Source organism: Lentilactobacillus curieae, from assembly GCF_000785105.2.
GTDB classification, from domain to species: Bacteria; Bacillota; Bacilli; order Lactobacillales; family Lactobacillaceae; genus Lentilactobacillus; species Lentilactobacillus curieae.
In genome coordinates, this window is sequence record NZ_CP018906.1 from 450,857 (window position 1) to 474,756 (window position 23,900).

Consider the following 23,900-nt stretch of genomic DNA (forward strand, 5'->3'; position numbering starts at 1 on the left):
TCCAAAAAAAGCCATGACATTTTTAGTTCTTAAAAACATCATGACCCTTTCGTTTATGGTTTGTCAATCAAACCACTATTTCAAATTACTAGAAGTTAATTCCAATTTGTCCCAGAAACCTGGAGTAAGTGGGCCTGAATCATTACTTAGGTCAAAGTTCTTTACTCGGTGGTTAACTGGAGTGTAATTGTACGAGAAGTTATCAGCAACATAGGCAGCTTGATCGTTCATGTACTTTTGCCATTCCTTGAACTTCTTAACTCTGTATGAACTACTCCAAGCTTTTTCATTGTTCATTTCGTTCATCAATTGAGTATTCTTCTTGGTTACGAAGTGACCCATGTTATATGGTGCATCCTCACCATAAATCTGGGTTGGAGTAGGTTCAGATGACACTGACCAGGCAGCATTGAAGATATCAATCTTGTTTTGTTTTGGTGCTTGAAGTGTTGAATAGAAACTGTTCATTTCCATTGGTTTGCCAGAAGTCATCTTAACGTTCAAACCAACCTTATGCCAAGCTTGCAATTCTGATTGATAAATTGCTTCTGAAACTGGAGACCCTTGCATAACCCCAAAGTGAATTACCAGTGGCTTACCATTTGGTTGTGTCCGCCACTTGCCCTTCTTCTTGTAGCCAGCTTGGTTCAAAAGCTTGTTAGCTTTCTTAACGTTGTACTTAAACCCAGGATTTGAAGCATCATAGTACTTCTTAAATACTGGTGGAATCAACGTATTAGCATGCCAACTAACTCCATTAAGCAGTTTCTTGTAAGTGGCATCAAGGTTAAGTGCGTACATCATGGCTTGACGCAAGTTCTTGTTACTCATCTTCATGCCTTTGTCCATAACGTTCTTACCAGTCTTAGTGTCAAAGTGACCCAAGTTAAATCCAAAGTAACCGTATGATGGAGCTGGGGTTCCAACTAATTCATATGAACCTTTAACTGCCTTCTTAATATTCTTATATTGGCTACCTGGCACTTGGCTCAAAGCGAAGTCATACTTCTTTGACTTAAATGCCGAAACTGCGTTACTTGAAGAAACAACCTGCAAAGTAATGTGCTTAATCTTTGGTTTTGGTCCGTAGTAGTACTTGTTTGGTACCCAAGTAGTTGATTCACCTTGTACCTGCTTAGCAAGCTTGTAAGGTCCGACAAAGACTGGGGTCTTCCGAACAGCACTTGATGAAGCTAGTTTTGCAATTGGAATGTTTTTGATGTGATGGTATGGAGAAACTGTTCCCCAAACAAATGAGTTACCAGCGTATTTCATTGATGGTGATAACTTACTGTACTGGATCACAACCTTCTTACCATTTTGCCCATCAGGATATGTAATTCCGGAAATGGTTTTGGCCTTGCCGGCATGGTATGCTGCCATCCCTTTAATCCGAGCAAAGTCTGATGAGTACTGTTGAGACGTGGTGTTTTTATTACCAATGATCTCGTATGAATACTCAACGTCCTTGGCAACGACTGGCTTGCCATCTGACCACTTCGCATTATTTCTCAAAGTGATAGTAACGGTGTTCTTTTTCCGGTCAAGTTTTTGGTTAGCAAGTCCGCCATCGATGATTTTGTAGTTTTTATCAGTCTTAAACAGAACGTCACTACCACCGGGGGCGTATACGTCAGCATCTTCAGCATTATCTTGCAAAACAGCCAAAGTAATTCCTTTAAATGGCGCATCGCTAACTTCTGCTCCATAAAGAGTAGAATTGTTACCTTTTGCTGCACCCTTGGCACTATATGTTTGTGGTAGTTTAATGTGACTACCGGCACCGGATGACTCATTGCCACCCTTACCACACGCTGCTAATGCAACGGCAGAAAGTAGCACTGCACCAGCAGCTGCCCACTTCTTTTTGCTCATAATAATCTCCTCCAATTTTTAACAACGATTGAGTTTCCTGACTTATTTTGATCTCCACATCATCACCTTAATTGAAATTTGGTTTATTTCTCAGTTCCCTTACGTTGCGTAGCGTTGGCAGTTCTCCGAATTACCTGACCGACGTAACTGATTGATAGACACAAAATAATGATTTCCAAAGCTGCCGGCAACCATGTCCACCAATACTGAGTAATGTTTTGCGGATCGTTCGCATTAGCAATCAGGGTACCCAGTGAAGGGGTTCCCATTGGTAGTCCAAAACCCAGGTATGATAACCCGGTTTCAACCCCGATGTTTTCAGCAAATGACAACGTGGTGTCAATGATTATCAGCGAGGAAATGTTCGGCATAATTTCTCTGAAGATAATTTTTAAATCACTAGTGCCCAACGTTTTAGAAGCTTTGACGTAATCCTGTTGAGATTCAGCTAATGTTCGTGACCGAATCAGTCGGGAAGTTCCCATCCAGTAGAATACTGATAGAATCAAGGTCAGCGTGATGGCATTGTAATTAGGAATAATCGTCACGATAACGATAATTGTCATCAGCATTGGGATAATCATCATAAAGTCATAAACACGTTGCATAACCAAGTCAACTTTGCCACCAAAGTAACCTGACACCATGCCCCAAATAATTCCCCAGGTTGAGGAAATTACCGTCAACCCGATGGCGATACAAATTGAGTTTCGTGAACCAAGAATTAGTTGTTTACCAATCGAGCGACCACCAGAATCGGCACCTAAGAAAAAGTTGCTGAACGGCTTGTTGTAGTAGTCCATGATGTTCGTACTCATTATCTGGTTCACATTCAAGAAGAATGACGCAATGATAACAAACAGCACGAAGGCAATAATCAATATCAGAGAAATCAGTGCTGGTTTGTCAGCCTTAAACTCATTCCACATGATTCGCGAACGTGACGGCGTGGCTTCTTCAGCGGCCTCCTTTTCCAGTCGGTCCAAATCCTCTGGCGAAATATCAGTTAATTTACTAGTTTTCTTATCCAATGTCTTCGCCTCCTACTCAACCCGAACTCTTGGATCAACCACACTCAGGATGATGTCTGACAACAACGTCCCTAACAGGTTTAACAAACCATACAACAAAACTAGTGCGGTAATTACGGTGTAATCGCGGTAATTAATTGCGTTTAAGAATAGTAATCCCATACCTGGATATGAGAACACCATTTCTGTAAAAATCGAACCACCAAGCAATCCAGTAATTGAATATCCAGCGAATGCAGCAATTGGTAGCAACGAATTTCTAAAGATGTGGTGCTTATAAATGTCCTTGATTGGTACCCCTTTTGAACGGGCAGTCCGAACATAATCTGAATGTTTTGCATCAATGACTTCGGAACGCAGATACTGGACGATGTTTACAGTCCCAAATAACGCACCCAGAAGTCCGGGCAAAATAATGTGTCCTAACCGAGACAGCCACGTCGCTCCCAGACCACTGACTGATGAAGAAACTGAACCACTGGTTGGGAAAATATTAAGGCCGTAACCAAAAATCCAAATTCCGATAACCAGCACAACGAAGAACGGAATTGACATTGTGACGTAGGTATAAACCCGAATCAATGTATCTTGCCACTTACCTTCACGGCGTCCAGCATAGATTCCGAGTGGTAATGCAATCACGTAAGTTAAAATCATTGTGAACACAGCCAACCACAAGGTGTTTGTTCCCCGTTGTTTAATCAAATCAACAACTGGTTCCTGGTATTCGTAACTCATTCCCAAATCGCCGCGGAACAAGTGAACCACCCAGTTCCAGTATTGTTGATACCAAGGGTCGTAAAGCCCGTTGATCTTCATCAAGTGATGAATCTGGGCAGGGTCGGCTCGAGGATTAATGGAACCAGTGAACGGATCACCCGGCATCGCCTTAGCAAGTAAAAACACTAGAATGCTAAGAACAACCAATTCTGGAATCATAATCAAAATTCTTCGTAAAATTGTTTTCCACATTATCCATTCACCTCCCCATTTGTTTGTCCGCCATCTTCAGGTAGTGCTGCAAAGTGAGTGTCACTAATTTGCACTAGTGGTAACGCCATGCCGTCTGCATCGTAATATGCAGACTGGTTATTCTGGTATTCCGCTTCAATCTTGAGACGTTCCTTCCTGTGTGCCTCCCGATTATTAACGTTAGTTTCAGGAATTGCCGCCAAAAGCCGTTTAGTATAAATGTGTTGCGGGTTGTCATAAATGTCGTCTCGCGTTCCAAATTCAACGATGCGGCCCCGATTCATGATGGCAATCTTGTCACACATGTGGCGAACCACTCCAAGATCATGAGAAATAAATAGGTATGAAATGTTAAATTCACGTTGAATCTTTTTCATAAAGTTAAGGACCTGTGCTTGAACGGATAGGTCCAAAGCAGAAACCGGCTCATCAGCAATAATTAACTTGGGGTCAGTCGCAACTGCCCTGGCAACCCCAATTCTTTGTCGCTGACCACCAGAGAATTGGTGAGGATATTTATAAAGTGCATCAGCATCCAACCCAACAATATCTAATAGTTGTAAGACCCGAAGCTTTTCTTCGTCTTTACTGAGGTTGCCAAAGTTTCTCAGTGGCTCCGCAATGATGTCTTCAACCCGTTTTCTAGGATTCAAACTAGACATTGAGTCTTGGAAAATCATTTGAACTGCCTCATCGTATTTCATTGACCTTCTGTGTGACTTTTTAACCACATCTTTGCCTTTGTAAAGAATCGACCCAGAGGTAACCTCTTCGAGACCGATAATTGCCTTACCAGTGGTTGATTTTCCAGAACCAGACTCACCAACAAGACCTACAGTTTCCCCTTCGTCAATTGAAAAGCTAACCCCGTCAACGGCCTTAACTTCATCAACAACCCGGTTAAAGAATCCGCCACGAATTGGATAGTGGACCTTCAAATTTTTCACTTCGATTAAACTCATGCTAGGCCACCCTCCTCATCTGGAAATGTAAATTCCTTGTAGCAGGTGCACCGCACAAGATGATTAGGTTCAACCTCATGCATTGTTGGCTCCTCTTCGTGGGCAGAAGCTGGTACCCAGGGAATTCTAGGGGCAAACCGATCACCTTGTTTAGGCATTCTTTGCAGTGATGGTACCATTCCCTTGATGACATACAAATCATCATTTTCTGAATCTCTTTGTGGCATCGAACGAAGTAACGAACGAGTGTATGGGTGCTTAGGTTCATTAAAAATTTGGGCAGCTGTACCAAGCTCAACGATTTGACCAGCGTACATCACGGCCACCCGATCAGCAGTTTCAGCAACCACACCAAGATCATGAGTAATTAAAATAATTCCAGCGTGGTTTTCTTTTTGAATATCCCTTAATACATCAAGAATTTGGGCTTGAATCGTAACGTCCAAAGCAGTGGTTGGTTCATCGGCGATAATCAGGTCCGGCTTGCAGGCAATCGCAATCGCAATCACGATTCTTTGCCTCATACCACCGGATAACTGGTGTGGAAATTGATGTGCCGTTCGTTCGGGATTAATAATTCCGACTTGATTTAGTAACTCAATGACCCGTGCATGCCGCTGTTCTTGATTCATATCGGTATGATAAATCATTACTTCTTGAATCTGATCCTCTACTCGCTTTAGAGGATTAAGTGCAGACAGCGGATCTTGAAAAATCATTCCAATTTTCTTTCCCCGAACCTTGTCAAAACCTGCTTCATCAAGCTCAGTTAAGTTTTGACCTTCAAATTCAATGTCGCCACTAATTTTAGTTTCCTTTGGATCATGCAGACCCATGACGGTTGTGGCTAGCGTACTCTTACCACATCCAGACTCGCCAACAATGGCAAGAATCTCATCACGGTGGACTTCTAAACTTACGTTAGATACGGCATCGTAGTACTCGCCTGATATCTTAAACGCAGTTGAGACGCCGTTAATCTTCAACAGTCCCTCGTTACTGTTGTTTGACATTATTCATTCCTCCGCCCAATTAATATTGTTATATTAGTTATCAATGATAATGTGTTTTTTTCTAATTTACAATAGTATATTCTAATTAAATTTTAATTTATAGCTATTATTAATTTTTATTTATGTATCAATAGGTAACAAGGTAACGTGGTAATGACAGGTCATATATTATAGAAGAAAAGCGCTTTTTTAGTTTAAAAAAAGCTGTGAAAAGGATTAACTTCACAGCTGTGGATATGTGATTGGTCGTGGGAGGTTGAATGATGTCGGCTTAAGTCGGTTGGATTGATGCAAAGATGACCGTAAGGTTGACTAAATGGGATCACTTAATCTAATTATTACGTTGGCAACATGACCAAAAAGTGCTCAGCCTTTCAGGTTATTGTGCCTAGATAAAAAACGGGTTGAGCTCATACTTGGCTCAACCCGTTTTTCAATTTAGTACTCAATGATTCTAATCTTTATACCGGCAACATAGCCAAAACGTGCTCACTCAATCTAATCCCTACGTTTAAAAAAAGTGAGACCGCGCATTTCGTTTGCTCTTAGTCGCCATAGCCTAAACGTGTTCACCCCTTCAATCACTTCCGCTTAACACAAATAACGCCCGCAAGATTAAAAAACAAATCTTACGGGCGTTATTTATATTAATGCTCAGTGATTACCGAAGGGGCTCACACTCTTTTAATACCACCCATTACTCTGCCAAAACTGCTTAGCATTCGTCCATGAGCCATATCTGTCCTTCACATAATTGTTCGCTACCTTCTCCTGATTAGCCGGAGAAAAGTCCCCATGCAAGTACGCAGCATCCAACTGATATCTGCCAATGTACTTACCATTCGTTACACTGTATGATCCTCTTGATTCGTGATAGGCAATCCATGCCTTTGGTGAGCCTTGGTCTGCCTTAGCAGCCAAGTCCTTAGCAGTCTCCACAGATACTGCCGCCGTCTGGTTATACGTGTTTACCTTTGGCTTTGGTGTCTCTGCTTTTTTAGCAGGCTGCTCCTTTTGTTGGTCCGCCTTCTTAGTGCCCGATAGCACCTTAAGCTTTTGACCAACCTTAATTAAGTTACTTTCAAGATTGTTGGCTTCTTTAATCGAATTAACTGATACATCGAATTTCTTAGAAATCCCCCCAAGGGTGTCGCCAGAATGAACCGTAACGGTCGTTGCCTCTCCCGCGGTGAAGCCTCCGAGAAAGAGTAGTGCAACAAACGCTGCGAAAATCGTAGAGAATAATTTCTTCAATATATAATACACTCCTATAACTAGATGTTAATCGTTCTTTTAAGAACAACGGACAACATACTATAGGATGAGTGTTACTAGAAAATGTCGGGGATGTTAAGAATCAAGCCTAATTTGTCATTTATGTAACCACTTTGCAATGTAAATGGTTACAGTTTTTGGGTACCATTACCACTTTAACCCTTTTAGCAAGGCGATTATTGGGACTTATCACCCTGGTGTTTAATTCCAATTCCGGTGTACCCACTTAGGATTGAAAAAATTGGCGATGCCAAACTGAATATGGCAAACGGCAAATAATCCAATGTGGAAACTTTTAATGTATTAGCTGCGAACACTCCAGCAACTCCCCAAGGAATTAAATAATTGATCACAGTTCCACCATCTTCAAGCGCCCGACTTAAACTGACAGCGGCTAACTTTTGCTTTTCAAAGGTAGATTTAAATGCATTACCAGGTAGAATCACTGACAAGTACTGCTCACCAACAAAGATATTAACCCCAATCCCGCTAAGAACAACGGCCAAAATTAAGGAACCAGTTGATTTGAGTTTCTTTGATAGCGGTCCAATCACGGAATCAATGATGCCAAACCGCATCAGTAATCCACCTAACGCCAACGCACAGACAATTAGACTAACGGTTGCCATCATTGAAGTAATTCCCCCACGACTTAGTAACGCATCAACCGCCTTATTACCAGTATGAGAAATAAATCCGTTGGTCATGATGTTTACCAAATCAGTGATTTTTGTGTGCGGAGCGTAAATAAATAGCATCCCCGTCGCCACCGCAATATTGATAAACAGTGTAAAAATTGCCGGAATTTTTTTCCAAGCACAAATGAACATTAACGCAATTGGTAGGAATGCCCATCCAGAGATACTGAAATGTTGGTTTAACACATTCACAGTCTGGTCAATTGCCTTGGCAGATAATGCCTTACCGCTCTGCCCAAAGATCAAAAACACGACCATCGTAGTCACCCATGCAGGAATCGTTGACCACATTAAATTACGAATGTGGGCAAATAAATCAGCGTCAACAACTGCCGAAGCTAAATTAGTTGAATCTGAAAGTGGTGATGTTTTATCTCCAAAAATTGCTCCAGAGATGATTGCTCCAGCAACCATCGCAGGATTCATGCCCATAGTAATTCCCATGCCCATAAACGCAATTCCAACTGTTGATACCACTGTAAAGGCACTACCAATCGCAGTTCCTACAATTGTACATACCAAGAATACTGAGGGTAAAAACCACTCTGCAGAAATCAAATGAAAACCAAATACCATGAGTGATGGAATGACTCCCGCCGCAATCCAGGTACTGATCAGAATACCGATTAAAATAAAGATGAAGATTGGGATAATTCCTGTCTTGATTCCATCAATAATTCCCTCGCTAACTGCATCCCACGAGAATCTTCTAACTTTTGCCCAGCAAATCAATAGAAAAATTACTAGTAAAATTGGGATTTCAGGAGCAATTGCTAACTTGATCACGCTGAAGCCCATAATCAAAAGCATTGCTAGCAAAATTACGATTCCTTCAATTATTTCCACCTTAGGGGCGTTCTTTTCTTGCATATCCAAATCCTCCAAAATATAGTTTTAGAAAATAAAAAAAGTCCCTACTGCAACGTAAAGTCACAGTAGGGACGAATTCAATCCGCGGTACCACCCAGTTTAAGCTCACAAAAAGAGCTTTCTCACTAGATGTTAACGGTTCTAGTTATTTTCCGAATGACACTCCACGGTATTTTGTTTGGATGCCCTGACCGGTTCGCATCAACCACCGGCTTTCTTGCGCCCAGACAACCAAACTACTCGAATGTGGATCAATCATTGTTACGAGTTGAATAATATCATTTATAAAATTAAGCGTCAACTAAACCTCAAGATGACGAACCCCAAAGAATTCTTCAGGGTAATAAACTTTACCGCCACGATTATACAAAGCACCGTCGTATAACAGTTTCATCAGGTTTGCATTTAAATCAATTGACAGTGTTGAGTGAACGTTAAAGTTATCGGCAAAGATGTAGCCATTTTCAGTAAAGAAATTACTAAAGTCAACCGCACTCATTGCCCGATATCCAGCCAATCTTGCTCGGGCTTCAATCTCAAGCAGAATCTGTTGGCCGATTCCTTGGCGTTGATAATCTGGGTCGACACTTAACTCAACGATTGAAGTAATTGGAAGTTCTTTAGAATTATCACCAATTACTACCTCAATCATCATCGCGTGGCCTAAAATTTCACCATCAGTTGTTTTCACTACTACTTCGAAATCCGATCGATACTTAGAAAATCCTCTTAGTCGGTGAACCATTGAAACTTCATCGCCATCCCGATTTTCATCACCCTTGGAATAACTTCTTGCGATTACTTTATCTATCGCGGGATAGTCACCTGGAGTTGCTGTCTCGATTGTATATTGCAAATCAATTCATCTCTCTATCTGTATAAATACTATTGATATATAATTATCACTGAACTAACTCGAAAGTGGGTATCTCAATGACATCTAAAACCAAATGGACGCTTATTGGTATTTTAACATACTGTATTTTTATTATTGTAACATTAGGATTTAATTTGCTCGCACCGAATCGAGTCGGCATCACCTGGACCGTGTTCTGGTACGTAGCCGCAGCTTTAATTATTTATTATCTTTGTTTTAAAAATTGGGTTTATCACCGAGTTTTATACTATGCCCGCAAACTTGAACTAACTCAAGCTGACTTAGCTGCTTTCTTACCGGACTTAAAACAAACTCAGGAGATTCCTAATCCTAACAAACGGCACCTATTTAGTCCGCTATTCACCTTGTCGCTACAAAATCTGGATACGTTGGATCGTCAGGTTAAAAAAATTGCCAAAACCAAAAATATCGACCCATACAAATAAAGGAACGGCCAATAGCCGTTCCTTTATTTATTATCTTTCACTTCAGCAAGCTTTTTATCTAAATAGTTAGCTAACTTTTCTTTTGGATAAACACCAGTAATCTTTTCCTTGGCTTCACCATTTTTGAATATTACGAGGCTGGGAATACTCATTACTTTATATTGTTCAGCAATGTCTTGGTTATTATCCACATTCATCTTACCGAAGTGAATTTTTCCCTCATACTGAGTTTCTAAAGTTTCTAAAATTGGATCCATCATCTTACATGGGCCACACCAAGGAGCCCAGAAATCAATGACTGTAATGTCGTTATCGACTTCGGAATTTAAATTATCCCGCGTTATCGTTACGCTCATTTTTATTTCTACCCTTTCTAACGAAGTGGATGATCATCGTAATGACGATTGCACCCAACACAATCAATCCGAACCATGTGGCCGGAATTTCAATATCAATTGCCGGAATAGATAATATCAGTTTAATAGCAATCAATGCAATCAAAACATATGCCATTGGTTGTAATTCTGGAATCTTGGCCATCAGTTTCATAATAACTTCAGCGACTCCCCGCATTGCTAGAATCCCGATTAACCCACCAATTAACACAATTACTGGATTAGGCGAAATTGCCAATGATGAAAGTACTGAGTCAATTGAAAAGACAACGTCCATAAACTCAATCTGAATAACAACCGACCAGAACAGTGAAATTTTACGTCCCTTTTTATCGGAAGCCAACTTCTTAGTGTGGACAACCTTTGTTTTTCTAAAGTAAGACCAAACAAGGTAAAGCAGGTACACTCCACCTAAAATTTTGATTTCCCAGAAATTAATCAGGTAAGTTCCAACACCGATAATTAGAAATCTAAATAGGTAAGCTCCCCACAGCCCGTAAAACAGTGATTTTTCCTGTTGCTTTTTAGTCGGCAACACTTGAGTTTGTGCAGCCAAAACCACAGCATTATCAACTGATAGTAAACACTCAATAACAACCAGTGAAAAAATAATTAGCCAGTCAGAAGACGATGTGATCACCGTTTCCCAATTGTGCACATCAAAGAACGGTCCGTAAAGCTTTTCAATAATGTTCAACGATCAAACCCCTTCCAGTTTTCCCTACATATATATTAAGCACGTTAATTAACTTCTGTGAAGCTTATTTTATCATCTACCGGAAAGAAACGGGGGCTTTCTGATAAAATCATTTCATCTGTCAGCCGATATTTGAGAACTTGCTTAGAATGATATGTTTGGTAATATAGCGTTCTGCTCTCACAACAAACGGCCGCTCGGTAAACTGAATAGGTTGGCTGGTGTTCACTACTCTTTGGCACATTGACGGAGTCCAGAATGTGCCAGCAATTATCAACCGCTTCAGCTTCATCCATTGGTAAATCAATCCGTTCTTTAAGATATGCAGCCCGAATAAATCGGGAACCAGGGGTATAAGATCCCGGCGGTGTCATCTTACCAGATACGCTACGGGTCGTTACTCTCGGAGTATTTAATGGTACCGTCCCATTTTTAAAATCTGGAGTAAATTCAACATAATCTTCTAGGCGCGCAAGCTGGCGTTGAAAATGGTTTGAGTTGGTCACTACTCCAAGCGGATTTTCAATCACTTCAATTGGGTGAGTCACTGGTTCAATCACCACAATTCTTCCGGTTGGGTCACTGGCTGCAAAGTGTAGCTCTGAATGACCATATTTTTTTAGGCTGTACTTGTCAGCCATCAACTCAATTTGTTCTATATTAGCCACAATGTCTTCAACCGATTCAAAGTTAGCTAATAAATAGTAGGAAAGTTCAAAAGGTGCAAGGTGTGTTTTCCCTGGAGTTGGCTCAACCGTAAGCTCTGAACCGTTTGTAAACGTTAGTTTTTGGACAGCCAATCCATGTTCATTAACGCCATCAGAAATATCAATCTCATTGTCGTGTTGCCCTCCAGAACCCAAGACTGCGTATTTACTGATAAATTCGTGGTTATCAAAAACTGATTGCCAGTGAAAGTTTCTCGGAACAAAGGTTGGTTTTGCACCTAATCGGGGCCAATCCATAGTTCTGGCCAGGACGTGTTTGCCATCTTCTTGCCCAATTTGAAAAATACTCGTACACAAATTTGCCACCCCACTTCTTAAGTTTAAGTAAAATCAATAGTAATTCTGATTGTTTGGCTAAAATTCCTTAAGCGACTTCTAATTAAATGGTATCCTTATAGTAGTTGTATTTACAAACATTCTAGGAGACCGAGTAATATGAAGCAGTTAATTCAAAAATTACATAAAAATCGAATATTTACCCTAATAGTATGGTTGATAGTGGTACTCATTGCAATCATTTCAGCTCCAAACATCACCACTTCAATCCAGCAGTACAATCAGCCTCAACTATCGGCAAAGTCACAGCCTTCTAAGGCCCAAAAAATCAGAAATGATTGGGGGTACGGCCTTAAGGATACTTTCACAATGGACCTGGTGTATCAGAGTTCCAAGGGTAAGTTAACCGCTAAGCAGCAGCAAGACATTGCAACTCAACTAAGCAAACTAAAGGATAATCAGTCTTACTATAGTATCAAAAAGATTTCCACTATTGATACTAACTTACAGGGAAAGCCAGCAATGTTATCAAAGGATGGTTCGACAGAAGTTGCCACCATTGATATCTCTAATAACGGAAATAGTTTGCGGGTTTTGACTAATCAGTTAGTTGATCAAGCAAAAGTTTCTGGTTTGAAGTCATACGTTACCAGTCCAGAAGTTGTTCGCGATGTTAATAACGCTAAGATAGCTAAGGTAACCACGGTCAGTCTAATTGCCCTCTTCATTGCGGCAACGTTGATTATTGCCATTTACCTACGCTCGATTCTGGCAGCACTAGTTTCATTTGTAACTTTATTTGCATCGTTTGTTACGACGTACAGTCTTAGCTTGCATTTAGCAATGCACTTCAACTGGCCATTTTCCGACTATTCAGTTTTAGAAATAGGATTTGCGACTTTAATGATCGGTACCATCTGGCAAATTTACATACTGCGCCGTTTTCGAGAGCTGCTTAAAGCCCAGCCTGAATCGCACTACTCTACAAAACAGACAATCTCTGATTTGAGATTTCCAGTCACTGTTGTTGGCTTAACGTTGTCATTTATATTTCTATGCACAACGTTTATAAACTTCAACGAAATTAAGTCACTATACGTTTTATCGATTGCATACGCAGTGTTGATTCTGGCCGTACTGACGTTAACTCCTGTGTTCATGTCAGCACTTGGAGAAAGTATCTTTTGGCCAACAAGCTCAAAATCAAAGATTTCTAAAGCTACCTACTTTGAAAAGGCCGGGGAGTTCTCAATGTGGCAACCATTTGCCAGTCTGCTTTTGGTGCTATACCTCATCTTACCGTTCATTTACTTCTTCAATAGCAAACTGAGTTACTCACCAATGACTAACCTTACCCAACAAGATCAAGCGGTTAAAGGTGCTCAGACCCTAAGTGCACACTTTACTCCAGGAAAACCAACGCCAATGATCGTCTACATTCAAAACGACAAGCCACTGAATAACGAGAAGTATTTACAACCTCTCGATGCGTTAACCACCAAGTTAAAGGCTAATAAGAACGTTGATTCTGTATATTCACTAACGCAACCAGGTGGCATGCAGATTGAAAAGTACTACGTTTCAAATCAACTTGAGGCAATTTCATTTGATACAAAGCAGGCAAGCGGTCAGCTTAAAAAAGCTTCTGTTGGAATTAAAACTAACGCAAGAAACCTGAACCTGGCTAATTTGCAGCAACAAGTTAAGGACATGCAAAAGCTTGTTGGTCGTAGTGATAGAATTGTTTCTCGCAGTAATAGTCTTTCTAATCAGGTGAGCCAAGCCACTAGTTCGGTTAGTTCATCAGAACGAAGAAGCGCATCCAAGAAGATTCGCCGTTATCAAGCCAAAATCAAGAACTTGACCGAAGAATTGCAAACAGTTGAATCTGGTCTGTCACAATTGGTTTCAACCGGACAAATCATTCAAGATTACAGCCAAACAAATTACACGTACATTAAAGATTACAGTCAGCAAATTAAGCAAATCAATAAGCAGTTACAGGCCGTTAACAAAAACGTTGTCTCCTCAAGCGACCAATTAAATGACATCTATGATTACCTTGACGGGCTGCAAAGCTCACAGGCAGCCAATGTTTACTATGTAACTCCTCAACAGTTAAAGGGTTCAGACTTTAAGCAAACAATGGCAAACTTTGGTAGTCAAGATCAAAAGACCACAATGTTACAAGTTGTCTTTAATAAAGATACCGATTCAGGAAGCAACCTCAAAAGAGTTAAAGATGTCCAACAACAAATCAAGTTGCAACTTAGGGGTACCCCACTCGCAAAGGCCAAAGTTGCGGTCACCGGTGAGCCAGTAATCGAGTCCACCATTGAAAGTAGAATGAACAATAAATTTGTATTCTTATTATCCGTACTAATTATTGGCATGCTACTTGCAGTATTCATTCTGAGCAGAGCCATTTTGCAACCACTTTACTGGACTGCCGCCTTTGTAGCTTCGGCTTTCACTGGTTTTCAATTAACATACATTACAATGCATTTCATTGCTCACGTAGAATCATTTGACTGGCAAGTACCAATTATTGCTGCAGGACTGTTAACAGCGATAGCTTCTTGGCAAATAATCAGCCTTGGATTGTCGTTACGTTACACAGAGTTGCCTTTACTAGAATGGTTGATTCCAACAGTCAAAAGTTACGGAACCATTGTCCGTTACATTGTCCTTGTTGCAATCGCATTTGCAATTGCAATGACATTTGGCGCTTCGAATGCATTAATTGAGGTTGCATTAATCTTAATTTACACAACGTTAGCATTCTATTTAGTATTACCAATGATCATCGTTTCGTTAGGTAAACTAGCTGTTACACTCCCTAGCAAGGAAAATATCATCAAAAACAAGTAAATTTAACTAAAAGTGCCTCCATCTTTTCACAAAGATGGAGGCACTTTTATTACAGTAACTATTCGCTATATACCAGCGTTTATGAAAGTTGTCCGGCCAAACATTGTGAAAGCTGTTGCAACCTGACAAATTCATTTAACTGGTTTGATATTGTTTTGTCACAGTTCTGCAACATTCAATTGGTATTCTATTCCCTGTTAAATACGAATAGGAGTTGTTGAAAAGTTATGAAATTACATAAGAATGTTTTGTTAAGTTTAGTTGCATTGTTCACATTATTGACCGCAGGTTTCTTCGAAGTTGATGCAGGTGCTAAGGCAAAGGCTGATACAGATGCTACTTTCTCACAAGTTTATAGCACTGCTAAGTCAAAGCTTGGTACTCCATATGTTTGGGGCGCTACTGGTCCTACATCATTTGATTGTTCAGGTTTCACTAGCTACGTTTACAAAAAGGCAGCTGGAGTAACAATCGCTCGTACTGCACAAGCACAATACAACACTAACAAGCATGTTGCTTACAAGAACATCGAAAAAGGTGACCTAGTATTCTTCGGTGGTAGCTCAGCATCAATCTCACACGTTGGTATGTACATTGGTGGCGGTAAGATGATCGATGCTCAAAACCGTGGAGTTATTACTGAAAGCGTTAAGGCCCCTTGGTGGCATTATGTTGGCGCAGCTCACGTTGCTGACCTCGACTAATAAATACCAAACCTATTTAACTTCACAACATAACAACAACTAAATAAATTAAAAAAATCATCTATGACGAAAGGTCATAGATGATTTTTTGTACTACATATTTACTAAATAACTATAGCTTACGGTTCATCATTCGGTGACGGATTCCTGCTTCCATAAATGGTTCAGAGGTAACTTCAAACCCAAGCTTTTCATAAAATCCAATCGCCGTCTCTTGAGCACCTAAATAAAACTCTTTAGCCCTAGCAAATGATGAATCATCCATCAAAGCCAAAATAACCGCTCTAGCAACTCCCTGACCACGGTATGGCTTTAGAGTAGCGACTCGTTGAATATGCACCTTATCATCCTCTAGAGTACCTCTCGCAGTGGCAGCTGGCTTATCATCTACATAGGCAACAAAATGCACCGCCGCCTCATCACTTCCGTCAAATTCAATTGCAGGAACCACACCTTGTTCTTCAACAAATACCGTTTTTCTAATCATCCGGGCATCTGTATACACGGGACTGGTTAAATCCGTAGTTTTTCTTACTTCCATATCATTACCTACTTTTCGTTATATGCTGTTATTTTGGCATCGTCGCCATCAAATTCCAGTTTAGTGAGACTACCGTTGGCTGGGCGTTCAGAAATATCAAACTGACCATTCCCATATCGTTCAACCACACTCAACAAGGTGTTTCCATGGCTCACTAACAAAACGTTATCGCCATCTGAGATGTCAGGATTTTGTTTGATTAGATCAAAGCCAGCATCAACCCGTTCCCAATACTCTTCGTTGTTTTCCGCCTGATGGAACGGATCCGCATCTTTCAAGAAGTCCTTGGCTTTGCCAATCGAATACTCGGCAACAATATCCTTGAACGTTGGCAATCCATGAGGTGCACCTGCTAAATACCACGCTTGATCCATATCGGTACCCTCATAGTATCCATAAAATTCCTCACGAAAATGCATTGAAGTAATTGGTTGATTGACATCTGATACTTGGTTCTTATCAAGAATTGTTTGAATCGTATCCATAGCTCTAGTAGTATCACTGCAGTAAGCCGCTGCAAATTTAACATTGGCAAGTTTTTCACCAGTATCAACCGCATTTTGAATTCCCTTTTCGGTCAATGGCGAATTACTCCACCCTTGTAACTTATTATAAATATTGAAATACGTTTGTCCGTGACGCACCATATACAATGTAAATTTCTTTGCCATTTTAAAAAATCACGTCCTTTACGTTTACTACATTAAGTATACCAACTATAATCAGTCGAGGACCAGATTCGGTTAAGATTTTTGCAAGGTTCAAAAATTTCCTTAACTTTCATATTTACTCTGGTAATATGAAACAAGTAAACACTATTTAAGGAGCCCCGTCTTGAAATATATAAATAAGATTCTGGAAAAGAGCAGTACCCGCCGAGGGTTTCTAGTTCTTTTAGCTGCGCTTTTCTGGATAAAGACCATCATTGCGTACTTTGTTGACTTTAAATTAGGAATTCAAAATCCCTTCCAATTTATAATCGTAATGATCAATCCAATCGCAACCACTGCACTATTATTAGGAATCCCGCTTTACTTCAAAAAGAGTCGGGTATTTTACCCTCTAGCAATTCTAATTGCCATTCTCCAAACGGTTCTACTGTACTTAAACGTTATTTACTTCAGAGAATTTACTGACTTCATGACTGTCAGCACAATGACCGGTTATTCGAAAGTAAATCAGGGATTGAGTGGAAGTTCGCTTGCCTTAACCAACGTTCACGATATTATCTACTGGATTGACATTGTTGCGGTAGTAGTATTGTTAGGACTTAAAAAGATTAAGATTGACCCCCGCCCTCTCAATAAACGGATTGGTTTGGCCGTAACATCGTTTGCAATGCTATTTTTTACTATCAACCTATCCTTAGGTGAAATGGATCGACCACAACTCCTAACTAGGACTTTTGACAGGACTTATATCGTTAAGTATCTTGGCTTGGACGCGTTCACAGTTTACGATGGGATGAAGTCACAGCATAACAACGACCTGCGGGCTACCGCTACTAAATCCGAACTAACCAACGTTTTAAAATTCACTCGTAAGCATTACGCCAAACCAGATAAAAAGTATTACGGAATGGCAAAGGGTAAGAACGTCATCGTGATTCATTTGGAAAGTTTCCAACAATTCTTAATTGGTCAAAAGATTAATGGTAAAGAAGTTACTCCATTTTTAAACAAACTATATAAGAGCAAATCAACGTTTGCCTACCGCAACTTCTTCCACCAAGTTGGTCAAGGAAAAACTTCCGATGCTGAAAACATGCTCGAAACTAGTACTTATGGATTGCCACAAGGATCATTATTTGCCCAACTCGGTAGTGATAACACATTCCAGGCAGCCCCAGCAATCCTTAAACAACGAGCTGGCTACACAAGTGGCGTCTTCCACGGAAACATCGCCAGTTTCTGGAATCGAAACAACGTGTACAAAAACATGGGTTACGAAAACTTCTTTGATGCCAGTTACTTTGACACCACAGGTGACCGATCACTTGGATATGGTTTAAAAGATAAACTACTGTTCAACGATTCCATTAAGTACCTACAGCACTTACAACAACCGTTCTACGTAAAATACTTAACGGTTACTAACCACTTCCCTTACGATCTCGATAAGGAAGATACCAACTTTAAGACTACTAATACTGATGATGACGTTGTTAACAACTACTTCCTCACGGCTCATTATCTTGACCAGTCTGTTCACGAGTTCTATCGTTACCTTAAGAAGTCTGGATTATTGAAGAATTCAATGATTGTACTTTATGGTGACCACTACGGAATTTCTGATTCTGAGAATAAAAACTTAGCTAAAGCGTTAGGTAAGAATCCAGACACCTGGGATGATTTTGATGACGCCCAAATGCAAAGAGTTCCCTTCATGGTCAACATGCCTGGAACTAAGAAAGGTTTCATTTCTAATAAGTATGCTGGAGAGATTGATGTATTACCTACCATCATGCATTTATTAGGAATTAGCACTAAGCGTTACGTCCAATTTGGTACAGATGTCCTTTCAAAACAACATGACCAAGTTGTCGCATTCAGAAATCAAGATTGGGTAAGCCCCCACTACACATCTATCAGTGGCGACGTTTATGATAACCGGACTGGTAAATTAGCCAAGCTTACTAAAACTCAAAGAAAACAGGTCAAAAAGAACAAAGATAAAGTTCAAACTGAGCTTTCACTTTCCGATTCACTAAACGAGAAAAACTTATTACGTTTCTATCACCCTAAAGGATTTGAAAGTGTTGATCCTCGTAAATACAATTACGCCAATAGTTTAGATAAAGAAATCAACATCGAAAAGAAATTGGGTAAAAAGTCCAAGAGCTTGTTCTCTGAAAATGGTAATAAATCAACTCAGAAGTTGTACAAGACAAATGCTCCTGAAATTCATCACAAGACAACTAACTCAAGCAGAATTAAGATTACCAACCCAGATGCAACTCATGAAAGTTCTCGATAATCGAGGTCATTAACTGTGAATTCAAATGTTAAATCAGGATTAATATTAATCTACAACATAGCTTTATCAATGTTGGCAATTTTTTCAATGGTCCTTACCGTTCTGTCGCTACTTGGTGATATTTCACTTCGCCATGGCCTAGCATCGGTAACATTCTTTGGAATCTGGATTATTTTCTTCGCTGATTACATCATCAGATTTTGGGCAGCTAAGTCCAAAAAAACATTTTTGATTCAGAATATGTTTGATTTAATTGCATTAATTCCATCCCATCCGGTATTCTCGTTTTTCCGGATCTCCCGAATTGTGCAAATCATTCGCTATTACCATCTGTTTTGGAAACTAGGCTGGTCAGGGAAATTTACGAAAAAGCTTCATAATTTCTTGTACGATACTGGCTTTATTTATCTACTGTCAATCAGTCTGGTTATTCTGATTTTTAGCTCGCTAATCTTCGCTTCATTTGAACATGATTCCCTCGAGAAATCACTATGGTGGGCAATCACAACGGCGACAACCGTTGGCTATGGCGACGTTACCCCGACGACTGGTGGCGGGAAACTCATATCAGCCGTCCTCATGTTTGGCGGAATTGGTTTTATTGGTTTGCTAACTTCAACGATCACTGATTTCTTCACGGATCAGGACAAAGAAGACGAACAAACCCAAAGCATTAAACAACTAACCAAACAGGTCGAGCACTTGTCAAAGCAGGTCAGTCAGCTGCAAAAGACTGTGAATGCGAAGGCAAGTCATAGAACGACGAAGAAAAAATAACGTCCAATCAAGAATCAAAAAAGCTCCTAGCATATGAACTCGGAATTTTAATTGTTTCCGCGTCAATATGCTAGGAGCTTTTAATATTTAAAAGAAGTTTCTTGGTTGCCGATATTTAAATTCCGTTATTTTCAATATAGTTAAAAAAGTCTTTAACACTAAATGGTAGGCTTGTATACCCATAACTATCAAGAATCTTGGCAAGTCTAGTCTTGGTAAATGTCCTATGATACTTACCTAAATCCATACTTTTTTTATAGATTACCTCCATAATATAGTCATTATGCGGATTATTTAACCATGCTTTGATTAGATCTTGTTTAGTTGGCTGATATGATAATAATGATTTTTAAAGTTGAATGCTTTTTGAGCTTTCTCCTCACTCTTATAGCCATAGCCTCTACCATCATCTAGCAGTTCACCAGTATCAATATCAATTACTACAAACCGATCTTCTTTTATTGATAGTTTCTTTGACTTAATGATTGCGATGTTTTCGATAGTAATCACTTCCATTCATATGATTAGTACTTGATGATTATCCAAGTTAGTGTTTCTGATTAATATACTTTTGGCAGTTCCTGCTTTCCAATTACTACATTGTGAGAAAAACTTTTTAATAATTACTTTTCTAAATTCAAACGTTCTTTTATGAATTTTTGAAACTATGATTGTATTTTCTTACATACCTTTACCATCTTTATGGACAATCATAATTTTTATCTGATTCACATTCAGCAAACACATTTAATATAATAATGATTATCTGCCAGTTTCAATTGCCTCCATAGATACTGTCTTGTCAGAAGGATCAATTATTGTTCCCATACCGATAGTTTTACTAGTTTTATCTAGTAAAATTTCTTTATGACCATTGTTCGATTGATCATCTTGATAAATCATTTCGTAAACACTCTCTTTAGCAACTGAATCTCCAGTAAACCCATTTTTCATAAAACCATGATCATCAACGTCAGCAGCAGATATTGCTAAACACTCACCATTCCAATTACTGATGCTCTCTTTGGCAGAAAGTTCTTTTGGTAAGTCATGACCATCTTTATAATGGTCGAAATTAGTAGGAAGGGTAATTGCCCGTTCATGAGCCATATTATCTAGGGTGCCACTTTCAGCTACAGGAGCAATGTTACGTTTTGCTCTTTCTTCATTTAAGTATTTAACAAATGATGTTCTAAAATCACTTTCTGTAAAGTCATACTTAATTCTCTTATTATCATCTGGGTTCCATACGGTATTTTCATCAGTAGCCGTTGATTTCTTTTTGTCATTATCTTTTTTAGGTTTGTTATTATTTTTACTTTTTTTGTTTACAATTTGAGTGAGATAACCGTTCCAAATCCACCCGTGAACTTTACCAGATTTGTTTTTAATGTAAGAATAGTAGGCTTTCTTACCATTAGTTTTTCTCACAGTAATAAAGCGATGCGTTGTAAATTTTGTAGTTAAATAATGACTTGCATCATGAGCCTTAGTTTTAAGATGACGATTAGCCCAAATATTCCCATGTTGAGCCATTACAGTAATATATGAGTCTACCACGGTATTATGTAATATTTTCATTCTACTAGATGCTGATGCAACTTGTGCGCTGTAGCCAAACCCAATCACTATCCCTACGATTGTAGAGGAAGTTACCACAATCTTTTTTAAGCCGTGTTTTCCCATGCTTACGCTCCATTCAACTTTATTTAACTGGTTTATTCTTTTTGAAACTCAATCAATTTATCAACCACAAATCCAGGACTATCGCCGGTTGCAGCGGACAACGCTAACACAATTTTCAGGCTGATGTTGCCAACCGGTTTCGAATTAGCATAAAAGAGAGTGTTTTGATTAATCCCAGTGATTTTGCTAACTTGATACCTTGAAATCTGATGATTTTGCAAATATTTATCTATTTCCCCCGCCAAATTAATATCCCCCTCAAATTTTTTAAAACTTAATTGTATACGCAAAAATCACCTCCAAGATTATTTATAGCAGTAAGGACCTAACGGACAGCTACTGATTTATTTGACGGGCTTTTTTACCCTATCCAAATATGCACAGTTATTATACTTCAATATATTGAAGTAATCAATGATGACAACCAAAAAGCAAGTAAGAATTTTAAACTAAAATTCTTACCTGCTTTTTTTATTAGCTCATTCAGTTTATTTTCGCCAAAATAAAGTCATGTCCGCCTTATCCTGAATATTAAAGTCGATGAACTTTTTTAAAAGTCCGTAATCAACTTCTTCATTCCAACCAATTCGCACAAAATTTTTAGTGTATGTGTATCCTGATTCCTCAATGTCTTGTTTGAATTTATTCATAGTGTACTGCTCTGGAGCAACCGCAAAATTATTTTTAAAATGACTAAACCCAATTATATAGGTCCCATGGTCAGTAAACATCGGCTGATTCCAAGCAATCTTACCATCAAGATTGGGGTAAGACTTCGCAACCCAGTCTAAAACCAACGACATTTTTTCACGGTGATCAGGCTCATCAATCTTTTGTAAGTACTCTTCAAACATGATGACACCTCCTATGGTTTTAGGTTAATTATGACATAGTTGGTAGGTGGTGTGGTGAAGAAGGGCTCGAGCTAATCCCTACAATGGCAGCATAGCTAAAGCGTGCTTACTCAATCTAATCCCTACAATGGCAACATAGCCAAAACGTGCTCACTCAATCTAATCCCTACGTTTAAAAAAAGCGAGACCGCGCCGTTTGCTCGCTCCCACTTTTTAAATTAGTGCTCAATGATTACCGCTTGCGGTCGGCACTCTATTCTAGAACGGCTTCACCCAGCAGTTCACTCTCCTAAGCACAAATTTTTGTCCGCGCATTACACTTGCTCGCCCAAAAATTTGCAACTTAGTGCTCGTGAACTACCACTGGGTTCAGCACTCTTATCTTTTCATCGACGTACTATGCACGGGTCCGCGTCGATCCGGATAAATGCTCTTCATCGCCGCATTCACCGCCATCGGTGCCTCGCCAAATCCAGTAGCAATTAAAGGCTGCTTATCCTCATACTCTGCCACGTCACCAATCGTGAACACGTTCTTCACATTCGTCGTTCCATTCATCCCACTATGGATCTTTCCTCGTTGTCCATCAGGGTGTACTTCCCATCCTGCCAACGCATCATCCTGTGCAATAAAGCCATAATTAACAACGATGTCATCAACGACCATCGTCTTCTCTTCATCACTCTTCATTCGTTTAGCTTCGACCTTAACTCGGTCACCTTCTTGACTCAATGAATGAATCAAAAATGGTGTTACTGGTTCAACTGTAGATTCGTTTAGCATATCAACGCTATGTTCCATCGCCCGAAAATTGTCACGACGATGCAGCAAGTAAACCTGGCTAGCAACCGATTCAAGTAGTAAAGCTTCATCAATCGCAGAATCTCCACCACCAGCGACAAGCACTTCTCTGTTTTTAAAGTGCTCAAGATTTTTAACACTGTAAAAGAGGTTTTTGCCTTCAAACTCATCACTATTATCAACAGCTAGTTTTCTTGGGTTAAAGGCACCAACCCCTGTTGCAATAATGATTGCCTTGGTCATTGATTTACCAGTACTAGTTTCAATTTCAAATTCGTCACCAACTTGGCGAACATTCTGCACCGTAGTGTTCAACTTAACTTCAGTGTCAACGGTCTTAAGCTGTTCCTCCAAACGGGAAACCAGTTCACGCCCTTTAATTTGTGGGTAACCACCAACGTCCAAGATTGTTTTCTCTGGATATAAAGCAGCTACCTGACCGCCTAATTCCGAAAGACTCTCAATAATTTGCGTTTTGGCATTTCTTAATCCAGCATAAAAGCCAGCAAACATCCCGGCAGGGCCGCCCCCAACTACCGTAATATCATAAGTTTCTAGAGCTTCAGCCATGATAA

The 23,900-nt window shown here is 39.7% G+C and carries 24 protein-coding genes; 5 read left to right on the plus strand and 19 right to left on the minus strand.

The features are described from left to right. Positions 1-75: 75 nt before the first annotated feature. From PL11_RS02315 to PL11_RS02350, 8 genes are all read right to left on the minus strand, one after another. Complete coding sequence (locus PL11_RS02315) at positions 76-1,875, minus strand: oligopeptide ABC transporter substrate-binding protein (RefSeq protein ID WP_035166064.1); 1,800 nt, start codon at positions 1,873-1,875, stop codon at positions 76-78. An 83-nt stretch (positions 1,876-1,958) separates the two neighbouring features. Continuing rightward, on the minus strand, positions 1,959-2,906 hold the full coding sequence (locus PL11_RS02320; RefSeq protein WP_035166066.1) for an ABC transporter permease: 948 nt from the start codon (positions 2,904-2,906) through the stop codon (positions 1,959-1,961). Positions 2,907-2,918: 12 nt separating this feature from the next. Then, on the minus strand, positions 2,919-3,878 hold the full coding sequence (locus PL11_RS02325) for an ABC transporter permease (protein ID WP_035166068.1): 960 nt from the start codon (positions 3,876-3,878) through the stop codon (positions 2,919-2,921). Beyond that, the gene (locus tag PL11_RS02330) at positions 3,878-4,840 is read right to left on the minus strand and encodes an ABC transporter ATP-binding protein (RefSeq protein WP_035166070.1); all 963 of its coding nucleotides are present in this window, start codon (positions 4,838-4,840) and stop codon (positions 3,878-3,880) included. The genes PL11_RS02325 and PL11_RS02330 overlap by 1 nt, the downstream gene beginning before the upstream one ends. Beyond that, positions 4,837-5,853 carry an ABC transporter ATP-binding protein gene (locus PL11_RS02335; protein ID WP_035166072.1) on the minus strand — a complete coding sequence of 339 codons (1,017 nt, stop codon included), beginning with the start codon at positions 5,851-5,853 and terminating at the stop codon, positions 4,837-4,839. The genes PL11_RS02330 and PL11_RS02335 overlap by 4 nt, the downstream gene beginning before the upstream one ends. 684 nt (positions 5,854-6,537) lie before the next feature. Beyond that, positions 6,538-7,107, minus strand: coding sequence for an aggregation-promoting factor (gene apf / locus PL11_RS02340; RefSeq protein ID WP_035166073.1), 570 nt, complete (start codon positions 7,105-7,107; stop codon positions 6,538-6,540). Positions 7,108-7,304: 197 nt separating this feature from the next. Beyond that, positions 7,305-8,696: a Na+/H+ antiporter NhaC gene (nhaC, locus tag PL11_RS02345; protein WP_035166074.1), complete on the minus strand. Its 1,392-nt coding sequence runs from the start codon at positions 8,694-8,696 to the stop codon at positions 7,305-7,307. A gap of 301 nt (positions 8,697-8,997) precedes the next feature. Then, entirely contained in the window at positions 8,998-9,552 is a 555-nt protein-coding gene (locus PL11_RS02350) for a GNAT family N-acetyltransferase (RefSeq protein ID WP_035166075.1), read from the minus strand. A 77-nt stretch (positions 9,553-9,629) separates the two neighbouring features. Between PL11_RS02350 and PL11_RS02355 the strand changes: the two genes are divergently transcribed. Further along, a complete protein-coding gene (locus PL11_RS02355; RefSeq protein WP_035166076.1) occupies positions 9,630-10,019 on the plus strand; it encodes a hypothetical protein in 390 nt (129 codons plus the stop codon). A 23-nt stretch (positions 10,020-10,042) separates the two neighbouring features. Here the strand turns inward: PL11_RS02355 and trxA are convergent, their stop codons facing one another. The 3 genes from trxA to PL11_RS02370 are packed head-to-tail and all read right to left on the minus strand — an operon-like array spanning position 10,043 to position 12,136. Further along, positions 10,043-10,375, minus strand: coding sequence for a thioredoxin (gene trxA, locus PL11_RS02360; protein WP_035166077.1), 333 nt, complete (start codon positions 10,373-10,375; stop codon positions 10,043-10,045). Next, positions 10,350-11,111 (minus strand): TerC family protein, encoded by a 762-nt coding sequence (locus tag PL11_RS02365; protein ID WP_035166079.1) that lies wholly within the window; start codon positions 11,109-11,111, stop codon positions 10,350-10,352. Before PL11_RS02365 ends, trxA begins: the two co-directional genes overlap by 26 nt. A 44-nt stretch (positions 11,112-11,155) precedes the next feature. Next, positions 11,156-12,136: a choloylglycine hydrolase family protein gene (locus PL11_RS02370; RefSeq protein WP_035166081.1), complete on the minus strand. Its 981-nt coding sequence runs from the start codon at positions 12,134-12,136 to the stop codon at positions 11,156-11,158. 138 nt (positions 12,137-12,274) lie between these two features. Between PL11_RS02370 and PL11_RS02375 the strand changes: the two genes are divergently transcribed. Both PL11_RS02375 and PL11_RS02380 read left to right on the plus strand, forming a co-directional pair. Further along, positions 12,275-14,986 (plus strand): MMPL family transporter, encoded by a 2,712-nt coding sequence (locus tag PL11_RS02375; RefSeq protein WP_035166083.1) that lies wholly within the window; start codon positions 12,275-12,277, stop codon positions 14,984-14,986. A gap of 227 nt (positions 14,987-15,213) precedes the next feature. Continuing rightward, the gene (locus tag PL11_RS02380) at positions 15,214-15,690 is read left to right on the plus strand and encodes a C40 family peptidase (RefSeq protein WP_035166085.1); all 477 of its coding nucleotides are present in this window, start codon (positions 15,214-15,216) and stop codon (positions 15,688-15,690) included. A 112-nt stretch (positions 15,691-15,802) separates the two neighbouring features. On the opposite strand, the gene PL11_RS02385 is transcribed toward PL11_RS02380, so the two are convergent. Further along, positions 15,803-16,231, minus strand: a complete 429-nt coding sequence (locus tag PL11_RS02385; RefSeq protein WP_035166087.1) for a GNAT family N-acetyltransferase — start codon at positions 16,229-16,231, stop codon at positions 15,803-15,805. A gap of 8 nt (positions 16,232-16,239) precedes the next feature. Further along, the gene (locus PL11_RS02390) at positions 16,240-16,902 is read right to left on the minus strand and encodes a histidine phosphatase family protein (RefSeq protein WP_035166089.1); all 663 of its coding nucleotides are present in this window, start codon (positions 16,900-16,902) and stop codon (positions 16,240-16,242) included. A 163-nt stretch (positions 16,903-17,065) separates the two neighbouring features. On the opposite strand from PL11_RS02390, the gene PL11_RS02395 reads away from it, so the two are divergent. Then, entirely contained in the window at positions 17,066-19,207 is a 2,142-nt protein-coding gene (locus PL11_RS02395) for an LTA synthase family protein (RefSeq protein WP_035166090.1), read from the plus strand. 69 nt (positions 19,208-19,276) lie between these two features. Then, positions 19,277-19,984, plus strand: coding sequence for a potassium channel family protein (locus tag PL11_RS02400; protein WP_078256973.1), 708 nt, complete (start codon positions 19,277-19,279; stop codon positions 19,982-19,984). A 115-nt stretch (positions 19,985-20,099) separates the two neighbouring features. On the opposite strand, the gene PL11_RS10440 is transcribed toward PL11_RS02400, so the two are convergent. The 6 genes from PL11_RS10440 to PL11_RS02425 form a co-directional block, all read right to left on the minus strand. Next, positions 20,100-20,231: a hypothetical protein gene (locus PL11_RS10440; RefSeq protein ID WP_257787908.1), complete on the minus strand. Its 132-nt coding sequence runs from the start codon at positions 20,229-20,231 to the stop codon at positions 20,100-20,102. A 62-nt stretch (positions 20,232-20,293) separates the two neighbouring features. Continuing rightward, positions 20,294-20,500 (minus strand): hypothetical protein, encoded by a 207-nt coding sequence (locus PL11_RS02405; protein ID WP_035166094.1) that lies wholly within the window; start codon positions 20,498-20,500, stop codon positions 20,294-20,296. A 246-nt stretch (positions 20,501-20,746) separates the two neighbouring features. After that, the gene (locus PL11_RS02410) at positions 20,747-21,670 is read right to left on the minus strand and encodes a CAP domain-containing protein (RefSeq protein WP_052127709.1); all 924 of its coding nucleotides are present in this window, start codon (positions 21,668-21,670) and stop codon (positions 20,747-20,749) included. A 32-nt stretch (positions 21,671-21,702) separates the two neighbouring features. Then, positions 21,703-21,915 (minus strand): hypothetical protein, encoded by a 213-nt coding sequence (locus PL11_RS02415; RefSeq protein ID WP_035166750.1) that lies wholly within the window; start codon positions 21,913-21,915, stop codon positions 21,703-21,705. A 243-nt stretch (positions 21,916-22,158) separates the two neighbouring features. Then, a complete protein-coding gene (locus tag PL11_RS02420) occupies positions 22,159-22,524 on the minus strand; it encodes an iron chaperone (RefSeq protein WP_035166096.1) in 366 nt (121 codons plus the stop codon). Between the two features lie 378 nt (positions 22,525-22,902). Beyond that, a complete protein-coding gene (locus PL11_RS02425; RefSeq protein WP_035166098.1) occupies positions 22,903-23,895 on the minus strand; it encodes an NAD(P)/FAD-dependent oxidoreductase in 993 nt (330 codons plus the stop codon). Between the last annotated feature and the right edge of the window lie 5 nt (positions 23,896-23,900).